Below are 12016 nucleotides of genomic sequence, written 5' to 3' on the forward strand. Positions count from 1 at the left end.
AAGAATGCTTATAGTATAGAGGAAAATAATATTCTTTTTTGAATAAAAATGATTGAATATTCTATGAAGCTTTTATAAGCTTAAGTCCTTCTAAAATAATACAGAGGTTCTTAAACTTTCCCTCAAAAAATCTCTTGGAAAAGCCCTCAAAAAATTCTCTTGGAAAAGAAAGACAAAAACACATGATATTAAAGCCATTATCTCGGAGTACCACACTTGGATTACTCCTTTCTCTTTTTGCACTCTTTTTGTCTCCTCGCTTTTCCATGGCTGCAGACAAATCAGAAATCAAACTTGGTGTTATGGAAGGACATGAAGCAACTATTTGGAAAGTTGCTGCTGAACAAGCTAAAAAAGCAGGTTTAAATATTGAACTTGTTTATTTTTCTGATTACACCCTCCCTAATGATGCCGTCAATGCTGGGGATATTGATGCGAATGCTTTTCAACACACCCCTTATCTTAAGAATCAAATTGAACAGCGTGGTTATAAACTTTCAATTGTTGGATATACATTTATTGCCCCAATTGGCGTCTATTCTCACAAAATCAAAGATTTAAAAGAACTTCAAGATGGAGCCCATGTTGGCATTCCTAATGACCCATCAAATGGAGGAAGAGCCTTACTTCTTCTCAATTCGTTAGGTCTTATTAAATTAAAAGATCCTCACGATATTCTTGCATCTCCACTCGATATTATTGAAAACCCTAAAAACTTGCAAATTCGTGAATTAGATGCCGGTATGTTAGGACGAGCACTCAATGATTTTGACATTGCGGTTGTAAATACAAACTGGGCTTTGGTCTCTGGATTAGACTTACAAAAAGATGCGATCGCATGGGAAAAAGCAGAAAATAATCCTTATAATAATATTATTGTCGTCCGGACTTCTGAAAAAGACGAACCATGGGTCAAAAAGTTAGTCTCTTCCTACAATAGTGAGCCTGTCCGTGCAAAAATCAAAGAAATTTTCGGGCCAGCAGCTCAAACATCTTGGTAATTGTGCCAAACATCTTGGTAAGTGTTAATGGAAAAACCCTCTCTGATTTCCCTAAAAAACGTCAGCCGTTGTTATAGTAAAACGGCTGGCATTCCAGCCATAGATAATTTATCTCTGAATATTCATGCAGGAGAAATCCTTGGTATTATTGGACGCAGCGGAGCTGGAAAATCTACACTTATTCGTTGTTTAAATGGATTAGAGAAAATTGATGCAGGGTCAATTTTTTTTGAAGACGTTAATGTTTCCAACTTGTCAGAGACCGAATGGGCACCTTACCGTCAACGTATTGGAATGATTTTTCAACATTTCAATCTATTATCATCACAAAATATTCTTGATAACATCGCTTTACCCCTTAAATTAGCAGGTATAAACAAAAAACAACGTCATAAACGTGCCCTTGAACTTATTGAGTTAGTAGGATTATGTGGTAAAGAATACTGTTATCCGGCAGAACTTTCAGGAGGGCAAAAACAACGTGTTGGCATTGCACGTTCTCTAGCAGCTCATCCCAAAATATTGTTATCAGATGAAGCAACTTCTGCTCTTGATCCTGAAACGACACAATCCATTCTAGAACTTCTTGCCGATATTAACAGACGCCTCAATCTTACTATTGTACTTATTACGCACGAAATGGAAGTTGTGCGCACTATTGCACATCGTGTTGTTGTCCTTAATAAAGGACGCATTGTGGAAGAAGGACGTGTGAAAGATATTTTCACATCACCACAAGAAGAAACAACCATTGCCATGCTCAAACTTGTTACTCCGCAACTTCCTGAAAAATTTGCAAAAAATCTGAAACCAACAGGTCAAGAAGCTGTCATCGAAATAAATATTGCAGGTGAAATTGCCCAACAACCTTTCCTCCATCTTTTAGAAGATGCAATTGGTTTAAGAGCCCGTATTCTGCATGGTGGCATTGATACAGTCCAAGGCGAAACCATCGGTCGTTTATTCTTAGCTGTTCCTAGCCAAGATAACGAAGCTTTAGAAAAAGCCGTTAAATGGTTGACTGAAAAAGCACGATATTGCGAGGTTCTAGGTTATGTTTAATATTCTCTCTCATGAACTTTTCAGAGCCGTTTTTGATACAATCTTTATGACAATAAGTACCTCTTTGATGGCTCTCATGATAGGGCTTCCCCTTGGTCTTCTTCTCTATACAACAGCACGTGGAGGGATTTTTTCTTTACCTCTCATCAATCGCCCTTTGAGTATTATCATTGATAGTATTCGCGCCATTCCCTTTATTATTCTTGCCTTTTACCTTCTTCCCCTTACGCGCATCGTTGTAGGAAAAGGTATAGGAATGCCTGCAGTCATTTTTGTACTCACCATTTCAGCTATTCCTTTTTATGCACGAATGGCCGAACTCTCTTTTAAAACAGTTGAGAATGGCCTCATTGAAGCTGTTCGTTCTATGGGAGCAAGTCGTCTTCAAATTATTAGACATGTTCTTATTCCTGAGGCACTCCCTAGCCTAATCACGGGTTTTACAGTCATGATTATTTCTCTTATCGGAGCCACTTCACTTGCTGGCTATCTTGGCGGAGGAGGTTTAGGGGATATGGCAATCCGCTATGGTTATCAGCGTTATAATACCTCTATCATGACAAGTGTTATCATCCTTTTGATCATTCTTAATGTTCTTACCCAATGGACTTCTGATAAAATTGTACAAAAACTTGATAAAACAAAACACTAAAACAATTTCCAAATTTGCATATTTCCCCCAACTATACAGAAGGTAGTGCGTATAAATTGATGCATTGTATCTTATGAGGTCATGTTCCTTACAAACCCCAGACCAACTATTGTGCTACGCATTCACGTTCTTTAAAAAAAACATCTTCTGTATTCTCACAGCCATCTCATGATGCTGTCTGTACAAAGTATAATGAAAAGCCATTGAGCACCTTCATCTATATACTTATGAAAGTGTATTATTATGATTACTGACCCGCTCTCAATATTGCGACAGCTTGTGAATTTAGGCGATTCATAAGAAGCATATTGCCCTTTTTTCACGAATTTCTATCAATACCCCAACCCCGCTTGTGATACACAAGAAGCAATTTACTCACCATGAACTCTATCATGACAAATGCCATCCTTCCCCTGCTTTTCCAAGAAAAAAGTGCAAAAACTTAGAGAAAAAAGTATTATAAGAATTTAAAAATTCGTATACTTCTCACCAACCATAGCAACAATAAGCCACTGAGCCGTGAGAGCAGGCTTTTTTAACTGTTCAATTTCCACCGTCACTCCATAATAAAAAACAACGCGGCCAGAAGGACGAATTTCAGCATCATTTAAAATAAAACGAGCGCGCACCCGTGCACCTGTTTTCACAGGACTCATAAAGCGTACTTTATCAAAACCATAATTAATTCCCATGGTTGCCCCTTCCAATTCTGGAAGTGCCTGATAGGCTAATGTAGACAAAAGCGATAATGTTAAAAAACCATGAGCAATAGTACCACCAAAAGGGGTCTTTTTAGCCCTTTCCTCATCCACATGTATCCATTGATGATCATCTGTTGCGCATGCAAATTGATTAATCATATCCTGTGTAACAAGACGCCATTGAGATAATCCTACTTCTTTTCCAATAAAATTAACGACATCTTGTACGGCTATTTTTTGCTGCATAACGCTCTTCCTGTTTTACTTGATAAAAATACCCCTAACCTCTTGCTTTTATAAAACCCATTGATTAGAGCATCAAGAATAAAAAATGAACTCTTTTTAAAGAGTAAATGCACTTTATGAATAATAAAATACTCTTTATAATAAGGTAATTTTCAAATGAGAAAAAATAATGGCAAGTAATGTAAGCCTCACAGGTTTAGCGCGTGATTTGAAACAACGTGCAGAAAACCACCCGCCCATCCGCATTGGTCTCATCGGCTGTGGTGAAATGGGAACAGATTTACTCTCAACTGTTACGCAGATGGATGGCATAACAGTTGCAGCTGTTGCCACGCGAACACCGTCTCGTATTTTTGATGCCGCTCTGTTAGCCTATGGCGAAGAAGGGCATGCCCGCGAAGTTGAAAATTCTCATACCTTAACGCAAACCATTGAAAAAGGATTGATTGCAGCAACCGATGATATTAACCTTGTTTTGTGCCATGAACAAATTGACATCGTAGTTGATGCAACAGGCTACCCTGAAGCGGGTGCAGAAATTGGTTTTAAAGCACTTGAAAACAACAAACACCTTGTCACAATGAATGTTGAATCAGATGTTACGATTGGTGCTTATTTAAAACATGAAGCAGAAAAACGAGGTCTTATTTATACACTTGGTGCCGGTGACGAACCCAGTTCTTGCATGGAACTCATCGAATTTGTTTCAGCTCTTGGACACAAAATTGTTGCAGCTGGTAAAGGAAAAAATAATCCCCTTATCTTTGATGCTACACCGGATACTTATGAAGAAGAAGCCTTGCGACGCAATATGAATGTGCGCATGTTGGTTGAATTTCTTGATGGCTCCAAAACAATGGTTGAAATGGCAGCCATTGCTAATGCAACTGGACTTCTCCCCGATTGTCCAGGAATGCATGGTCCACAAGCAGCACTCCAAGATTTAAGCAAAGTGCTTATTCCCAAACAAGATGGAGGTATTTTGGAGAGATATGGTGTTGTGGACTATTCAATAGGTCAAGACATCGCTCCAGGCGTTTTCGTGATTGCAGAAATAGCACATCCGCGTTTACGCGAACGCATGGAAGACTTAAAAATTGGTCAAGGACCTTATTTCACTTTTCATCGCCCTTATCATTTAACAGCAATGGAAGTCCCCCTAACCTGTGCGCGTATTATGCTTTATGGAAAAAAAGACATGGTACCGCTTAGCACTCCAGTAGCGGAAGTGTGTGCTGTTGCTAAGAAAGATTTACATCCTGGTGATCAGTTAGATTTCATTGGTCTTTATAGTTACCGTGCTTGGATCATGAGCAGTGCAGAAGCACGTGCTCACCACGCTATTCCTTGTGGTCTTTTAGAAAAGGCAACAGTTACAGCAGAAATTAAAAAAAATGAACTTATCACTCTGCATAACACTTCCATTCGAAAAGACCAATGGATTGCCCAACTTCGCACAAAACAAGACCTTTTATTTGATTGTGGTTCTTCCACGAGTATATAAACAAACTTTTATCGCCCTTTTTACTTATAAAGAGCGATAAGCTGTAAAAAATCAAATTCTATCCTTAAAGGAAGCATCACACCTGAATGGTTTAACATCTTCTAGTGATGCATATAAAGAAATACTGCATCTTCTCTTTCATCCCCCTCTCTGAAGCTGCATAAATACAGCTTCAGAGAAAGTGTTTCTTCAAAAATGATGAACAACCCGCATTAATAAAAGAGAGGAGTTTCAATGAGGTTTAAAGAAATAAACCTATAAGAGATGCCACAACACCAATGAGATCCGATGATAGCAAAGAAGACAAAACGGATATAAAACCTACACCACCCCAAAAGGCTGTAAATAAAGACACTTTTTCAGTTTTTCCAAAAGCGAGTCCGTCTTGCCCCTCACTATCACGGACAACAGCCATATCTATAGCCTTAACAACTTCTACAGCCTCAATAACTGTATTTTTTCCTGTTGCTGCTATAACAGCAATAGGTGCTCGTTCTTGTTCTTGAAAGCGATTCTTTATAATGTTCCCATGACTTTCTATAGTTTGTATAAAACAAAGAATAAATGCGGTAAAAATATACAAATACATACGATTTTTAAATACTTTAAACATACTTTCTTTGCTCCTCTTTTTCTTCACTGAAAAGTAAAATAATATTTACAATTTTCAAAACCAAAATTAGCATCAATACTCATAACACAATATGATATATTGTATAAGCAATTTCATTATATAATAATACATTATGTATTTCATGTAAAGATATAAAAAATAATTAGAAAATCTGCTTTAAAACTGGATAAACGAATACAATATTAAGTAATCATGAATAAAATGAGATAACTATAAAAGGATATGGATAAATATTTAACAGAGATAATAGTATTATTTTTAAAGAAATATATTACTTGTCTGTATCGCATCATCATAAAAAACTTTGAAAAAATTTATTTTATCATAAAGCAAAAGTGAGATATTTATTAAGTATATTAAAGTGTAAAAAAATATACAAAGTAATAATCAAATAAAGAATATTAAAAAAGAAAATATCATATAAATATAATTATTTATATTTACTTTCCATACCAGCTCTATTTATTTCAATATGCCTAAGTATAACACCAAAAAATGAGAGATATATTCTACTCTTAAATAAAGCGTATCACACTATATAAAAGAACTAATCAATCTATATTGTTAAGAGCTACTTTACAAAAAACCAATTTATACGCATCTTAACCATCCAAATGATTGTATTTTTTAATAGACAAATGCATACTTCTTCACCACAGAACCTTAAGTAAACTTTCTTCAATGCCTCTATCCATTCGCGCAATTTTTCTCTCACAAACATTCAAATGATAGAGACATTTTAAAGTCATATTGATCAAAAATCAGTTCCTAAATTTGATACAGTACGTACCAAATACAACAAAAAACTTTTCAAATCTTGGTTTAAAAACTAAATTATAACTCTCTTTTTTGCATTAACAGACAAATATTTCTCCTTACTCTTCAGCAGTAAAACTTGTCCTCTATAGTAAAAGAAGTTTTTTTGCGCACTGCCTAAATTTCAACTCTGAATAAACGGATGTAGGATTTATTTTAAACTAAATCATGGAGATGTTAATCATTCTGAGACCTTTACTTTCCAAAACAGGTCTTAAATTGAAACACGTTACAAAGTACACTTCATCCTTGAAAATTGATAACATAATATAGAAGTCTCTTATAAACGGCATTCCTACTGCTTTTAATAAAGCAATCTTTTTTATTCTCTATATTTGATGCACAAAACACTCTTGTTTGCGTTTTTTCTGTAGATGGATTAAAATCGAGAGAAGCAACTCCACCATTTGTGATTACTTCGTATTTCTTGACTTCTCTTTTAGGCAAAAATTTATGGTACCTAACACGCCTTTTCTTGCTCTTTTGCCCCTAGGAGCACACGAATATCACGGAAATCACCTCCCCTTTGAAACCGACTGGATTATTGCTGAAGCTTTTGCAAAAGCACTCACTTTCCAAGCAAAAGAGCAATTCCCTATCATGCTCTTACCTGTTGAAAAAATTGGTTATTCAGTTGAACATATGGATGTTACTGGCTCACAAACCCTCACCTTTTCTGACGCGATCGAGCGCTGGATAAAAATCGGTGAAGGCTGTTATCATCAAGGTATCAAGCGTTTTCTTCTTCTCAACGCTCACGGAGGAAATTCCCCTTTAATGAGCATTGTTATCACCGAATTACGCAGGCGTTTTTCCATGTTAGCAGTGGCAACAAGCTGGAGTCGTTTTGGACTACCGCAAGGCTTAATGGTGCCCTCTCAACAGCATCTTGATATCCATGGAGGATTTATAGAAACCTCCTTAATGCTTTATTTAGCACCAGAAAAAGTGCATATGGAAAAGGCAAAAAATTTTCATAACAAACAAGCTGATATGATTTCTCATTATCGGTATTTACGAGCTTACGGCCCTCATGCCTTTGGATGGACAATGCGTGATCTTAATAAACAAGGAGCAGCAGGGAATGCAAGTGAAGCAACACCACAAGCAGGTGAATCAATTTTCTCTCATGTCCTTGGTGGGCTTTGTGATTTACTTGATGATATCAGTCGATTTAAACTAGACGCATTACGATAAAAGGTATGAACCATGGAAAAGAAACAAAATATGCCCCATAAAATTCCTGTTACGGTTCTCACAGGCTATCTGGGATCAGGAAAAACCACTCTTCTCAATCGCATTCTCAGCGAAAATCATGGCAACCGTTATGCTGTTATCGTCAATGAATTTGGTGAAATTGGCATCGATAACGATCTTATTATTGAATCAGACGAAGAAATTTATGAAATGAATAATGGCTGTGTTTGCTGCACCGTGCGCGGCGATCTTATTCGTATTCTAGAAAGCCTGATGCAACGCTCTCATCGATTTGATGCAATCATTATAGAAACAACAGGGCTTGCTGATCCTATTCCCGTTGCACAAACTTTTTTCATGGATGATACTGTCCATGAGAAAACAGCTCTTGACAGTGTCATAGCCGTTGTTGATGCAAAACATTTACCGTCTCAACTTAAAAATAGCCGCGAAGCTGAAGATCAGATTGCCTTTTCTGATATCGTTCTTTTAAATAAAATTGATCTTGTTAATGCACAAGAACGTGCACATGTTGAATCGCTCATTCTAGCGATTAATCCTCGAGCCGTACTTTATACAACAGAACGTGCCAATATCCCTCTTGAGAAACTTCTCAATCTTGGTTCTTTTGACCTCCAACGGACTTTAGAGAATGATCCCCATTTTCTTGATCACCAACATGCAGACCATGTTTGTGGTCCCGATTGCAATCATGATCATCAGCATCATCACACATCCCCCATTCATGACATTACAGTAACTTCTGTCAGTTTAAAAACAGGTGCTCTTCAACCAGAAAAGTTTTTCCCATGGCTTCAACAGATTACGCAACAACAAGGTCCTAATATTTTGCGTTTAAAAGGGATTATTGCATTTCAAGGAGACAATGACCGATATGTTATCCAAGGCATACACATGATGCTTGAAGGACAACATCAACGTCCATGGCGTGAAGAGGAAAAACGTGAAAGCCGACTTGTTTTTATCGGCCGCTCCCTTGATGCCGAAAAGCTTAAAACTGGTTTTGAAAATTGTGCATAAGTGAATACAATGCCAAACATTACCCCTTACAATCTTCAAAGTTATTGCCTTTCCTGCGGCTTTATTGACAATAAACCAGCGTTCGTTTCAGTAGAAGGCGTCATCGTTTTTTTAAATCCAACTCCTCAAATTATAGAAGTTCACCAAGGGACAATTTCAAGCCATTTTTCTTATGATAACACAGCGATCATCACGGGTGGAGAAGATGGCAAAGCCTGTCAAACAACAGCAGATGGTCAAACAAAAGTGCTAGGACAGCAAGAACGTAAATGGATCAACAAGGTTGCTTTTGGACCACAGAAAATTTTTGCTTTTGCCTCCTCACGTTTAACACTAGCCAATGTTGGTAAAGGACTGCAAGAGCTTAAGCACGAACGCAGTGTGGAAGGTCTTGCTTTCGCTCCAAAGGGTTTACGACTTGCTGTTGCCCATTACAATGGGGTTACCCTTCATTGGTTATCAACGCAAACACCCCCAACCACACTGGTCTGGAAAGGAGCACATTTTGATGTCACCTTCTCACCAGACAACCGCTATGTCATTTCTACTATGCAAGAAAACGCCTTACATGGCTGGCGTCTCACCGATCAGCAACATTTACGCATGAGTGGATACCCAAGCAAAGTTAAAAGCTGGTCTTGGAGCACAAAAGGGAAATGGCTCGCAACATCAGGCGCATCAGCAGCCATTGTGTGGCCCTTTCATACGAAAGATGGACCTATGGGTAAAACACCATTAGAACTGGGCACACGAGCAAATGCACTTGTCAGTGTAGTTTCATGTCATCCAAGCGAAGAAATTGTAGCAATCGGCTTTAATGATGGAATGATTTTGTGTGTGCATTTTTACGATGGAAAAGAACTCCTTTTAAAAGGTTATGGAAAAAGCGCCATCTCAGCACTCAACTGGGATCAGACGGGGCATAATCTCGTCTTCGGTAGTGAAAATGGTGAATGTGGTATTATCAATATCACTGTTTAAGAAGAACAATAGAGTAATTTAGAATGATAATTTATCTTTTCGCAACGTGAATATCTCCCCAATATCAAAGGATTTGCTCATTTCAAACCTATTTACATTGAATTAAACAAGACTATTCCTTTGCACCTCATAAGTGAGATTGGTGTATGAATAAAACCGTTTAAGAAAAGAATAAAGATGCCTCTTCTTATGAACTCCCTTAGTGCAAGAACTGTCGTAACATGAAGAACTGGAAAAAGAACAACAATCCTTGCAGATAAAAGAACTGCACAACCTTCCAGAAACAATGAGAAACAAACACCACGAACCTTAAGCACCATGCTCCAAACACGACATCACTCCTCAAGAACCGCACATCCTCACATAACGCATCATAAATCTTCTTCAAACACCCATTCTTTGAAACCACCAGCACAATTGCAACCTGCAGCATCTTAATATCGTCTGATATCTTGTGACAACGAGAATAATCCTTTGAGATCTACTTTTTTTAATTTACATTCACACTTATAATTTGCAACAAAGAAGAAACATAATAAAAATACATACTATCTCTTTTCAAAAAAGGTGGCGCAACCCAGCAGAGAAACTTGCTCCTGAAAAACCAGCTTTGGTAACTCTATGCTGATAATTGACATCCCCATGAAATGCAAGTTTCGCTGATAATTGCGCATTAAAACCAATTCCTGCTTCTAAAGAAGAACCAAATGCACCTAACTGGAAATCATTTTTAAAAGACACAAAACGCCTGTCTCCAAAACTACGCGAAAAATAAAGCTTCCCATAGAAAGAAACTATACGCTCCTTTTCTGAGGGCGTAACAACCTTCGTTAAACGCCCTCCAAATCGTGCTGTCCATTGATTAAAATTGCCAAGAGAAACATCAAGATTATCAACATCTCGCACATCATCAAATTGAAGACGCTGATAAATAAGTTGAAGCTGGGGATCAAAAATGAAACCATTATGCCCTATTGAAAACCTTTGACCACTGGTCAATGAGGCATTCGAATGTTTCCCCTTTAAGGTTGCTACCTTATCTCGGGCAAGAGTGAAAACATCACCTTTAAAGAGACCATGAGTGAGCAATCCATCCACATAAAAGCCCATATCATCCTGCAAACTTCCATAAGCAGAAACGGACCATCTATCAAATGTACTCTTTTTGCTCTGCTCAACATTGAGAGGATGGAGAGAAAGGCTTCCATAAGTTCCCATAAGCCCAAAGAATGTGCGACTATCTGTCCTGTCAATTTCCTTCAGAAAAACACCTGCCTCAAAGGCACTATAATCGAGTTCGGCTCCATATCCATATTCAAAAGCAGAGAGATTGGAAGCATAATGATAATTTCCACCATAACCACGGACAAAAAATGCTGAATTTTCATGACTTTTCAAAGAACTTATAGAAGAGTTTCGTATTGTCTCCAATTTTTTATTTTGGGTAGTAAGATCCATAAAGCCGGCATGAAATAAGGCATTTGGTAAGAGGAGATAAGTTGGCAATTGCGGAACAACAGCCCTAATTTTTGGCACGGTTTGAATATCAGGCTTAATAGGAACCGGCGCAACTGGTGAAGACGTTGGTGAAACAGGTGTAGAGGGAGTAGGTGTAGGATCTGTAGGCTGAGAATCTACGGGTTCAGAGGGTGCAGCTGGAGAAGGTGTAGATGGCTCAGGCGCAAGATCTTCAGAAGCCGCAGGAGAAGGTTCAACTGGAACTGAGGAGGCTGCTGGGGATGGTGTGGGGAAAGAAAGTGTAAATGGAGTAGGTGTAGGATCTGTAGGCTGAGGATCTACTGGTTCAGAGGGTGCCGTTGGAGAAGATGTTGGAGAAACAGGTATCGTCTCAGAAGAATCTATTTCTGGATTAATATAGAGTCCTTCAAGGCGAAAATCCCAAAATTTTCCATCACCTGCAACCAATCTTTGCGTAGCATCCGCTTCTCCAAAAGGAGAACCCGGACCATAGCCACGGAGACGATATTGGTAAGGAAAACCATTTATTGTCGTGTAACCATTAGCAAGTTTAAAAGAATCTTCCTTCGCTTTCCCAGAAACTTGAATAAGTGAAATGCTTTGATCTTTTCCATCACGGACTTCTTGTTCTGAAGTTTTCTTAAAATTTTGCATATGAACCACAGTGGTTCCAGAAACATCACCATAGATCAAAATACGATC

10 protein-coding genes are annotated in these 12016 nt (G+C 38.0%); 7 read left to right on the top strand and 3 right to left on the bottom strand.

The window, feature by feature from the left end; genetic code table 11:
* Positions 1–182 precede the first annotated feature (182 nt).
* Genes ME1_RS07210 through ME1_RS07220 form a run of 3 tightly spaced genes read left to right on the top strand, consistent with a single transcriptional unit; the run spans position 183 to position 2715 of the window.
* A complete protein-coding gene (locus tag ME1_RS07210; protein ID WP_004864980.1) occupies positions 183–1001 on the top strand; it encodes a MetQ/NlpA family ABC transporter substrate-binding protein in 819 nt (272 codons plus the stop codon).
* A 27-nt stretch (positions 1002–1028) separates the two neighbouring features.
* Positions 1029–2063, top strand: a complete 1035-nt coding sequence (locus ME1_RS07215) for a methionine ABC transporter ATP-binding protein (RefSeq protein WP_004864981.1) — start codon at positions 1029–1031, stop codon at positions 2061–2063.
* Entirely contained in the window at positions 2056–2715 is a 660-nt protein-coding gene (locus tag ME1_RS07220; protein ID WP_004864982.1) for a methionine ABC transporter permease, read from the top strand. The genes ME1_RS07215 and ME1_RS07220 overlap by 8 nt, the downstream gene beginning before the upstream one ends.
* Positions 2716–3182: 467 nt before the next feature.
* Here the strand turns inward: ME1_RS07220 and ME1_RS07225 are convergent, their stop codons facing one another.
* The gene (locus ME1_RS07225; RefSeq protein WP_004864983.1) at positions 3183–3662 is read right to left on the bottom strand and encodes a MaoC family dehydratase; all 480 of its coding nucleotides are present in this window, start codon (positions 3660–3662) and stop codon (positions 3183–3185) included.
* Positions 3663–3831: 169 nt separating this feature from the next.
* Here ME1_RS07225 and ME1_RS07230 point away from each other — a divergent pair, with 169 nt between their 5' ends.
* Complete coding sequence (locus ME1_RS07230) at positions 3832–5166, top strand: NAD(P)H-dependent oxidoreductase (protein ID WP_004864984.1); 1335 nt, start codon at positions 3832–3834, stop codon at positions 5164–5166.
* Positions 5167–5407: 241 nt separating this feature from the next.
* Here ME1_RS07230 and ME1_RS07235 read toward each other — a convergent pair whose 3' ends face one another.
* A complete protein-coding gene (locus ME1_RS07235) occupies positions 5408–5779 on the bottom strand; it encodes a hypothetical protein (RefSeq protein WP_004864985.1) in 372 nt (123 codons plus the stop codon).
* Positions 5780–7069: 1290 nt separating this feature from the next.
* On the opposite strand from ME1_RS07235, the gene ME1_RS07245 reads away from it, so the two are divergent.
* Genes ME1_RS07245 through ME1_RS07255 form a run of 3 tightly spaced genes read left to right on the top strand, consistent with a single transcriptional unit; the run spans position 7070 to position 9835 of the window.
* The gene (locus ME1_RS07245; protein ID WP_004864986.1) at positions 7070–7813 is read left to right on the top strand and encodes a creatininase family protein; all 744 of its coding nucleotides are present in this window, start codon (positions 7070–7072) and stop codon (positions 7811–7813) included.
* Between the two features lie 12 nt (positions 7814–7825).
* Positions 7826–8854 carry a CobW family GTP-binding protein gene (locus ME1_RS07250; RefSeq protein ID WP_004864987.1) on the top strand — a complete coding sequence of 343 codons (1029 nt, stop codon included), beginning with the start codon at positions 7826–7828 and terminating at the stop codon, positions 8852–8854.
* A 9-nt stretch (positions 8855–8863) separates the two neighbouring features.
* Positions 8864–9835 (top strand): WD40 repeat domain-containing protein, encoded by a 972-nt coding sequence (locus ME1_RS07255; protein ID WP_004864988.1) that lies wholly within the window; start codon positions 8864–8866, stop codon positions 9833–9835.
* A gap of 558 nt (positions 9836–10393) precedes the next feature.
* Here the strand turns inward: ME1_RS07255 and ME1_RS07260 are convergent.
* Positions 10394–12016, bottom strand: a 1623-nt coding sequence (locus ME1_RS07260; RefSeq protein ID WP_004864989.1) for an autotransporter outer membrane beta-barrel domain-containing protein, incomplete at its 5' end; no start/stop codon positions are given.

This window comes from Bartonella vinsonii subsp. arupensis OK-94-513, assembly GCF_000278235.1.
Taxonomy (GTDB): domain Bacteria; phylum Pseudomonadota; class Alphaproteobacteria; order Rhizobiales; family Rhizobiaceae; genus Bartonella; species Bartonella arupensis.

Excerpts from the sequence above, each read along its gene's own strand:
- ME1_RS07255 (WP_004864988.1), top strand. The coding sequence starts at position 8,864 with ATGCCAAACATTACCCCTTACAATCTTCAAAGTTATTGCCTTTCCTGC.
- ME1_RS07210 (WP_004864980.1), top strand. The coding sequence starts at position 183 with ATGATATTAAAGCCATTATCTCGGAGTACCACACTTGGATTACTCCTT.
- ME1_RS07250 (WP_004864987.1), top strand. The coding sequence starts at position 7,826 with ATGGAAAAGAAACAAAATATGCCCCATAAAATTCCTGTTACGGTTCTC.
- ME1_RS07230 (WP_004864984.1), top strand. The coding sequence starts at position 3,832 with ATGGCAAGTAATGTAAGCCTCACAGGTTTAGCGCGTGATTTGAAACAA.
- ME1_RS07245 (WP_004864986.1), top strand. The coding sequence starts at position 7,070 with ATGGTACCTAACACGCCTTTTCTTGCTCTTTTGCCCCTAGGAGCACAC.
- ME1_RS07220 (WP_004864982.1), top strand. The coding sequence starts at position 2,056 with ATGTTTAATATTCTCTCTCATGAACTTTTCAGAGCCGTTTTTGATACA.
- ME1_RS07225 (WP_004864983.1), bottom strand. The coding sequence starts at position 3,662 with ATGCAGCAAAAAATAGCCGTACAAGATGTCGTTAATTTTATTGGAAAA.
- ME1_RS07235 (WP_004864985.1), bottom strand. The coding sequence starts at position 5,779 with ATGTTTAAAGTATTTAAAAATCGTATGTATTTGTATATTTTTACCGCA.
- ME1_RS07215 (WP_004864981.1), top strand. The coding sequence starts at position 1,029 with ATGGAAAAACCCTCTCTGATTTCCCTAAAAAACGTCAGCCGTTGTTAT.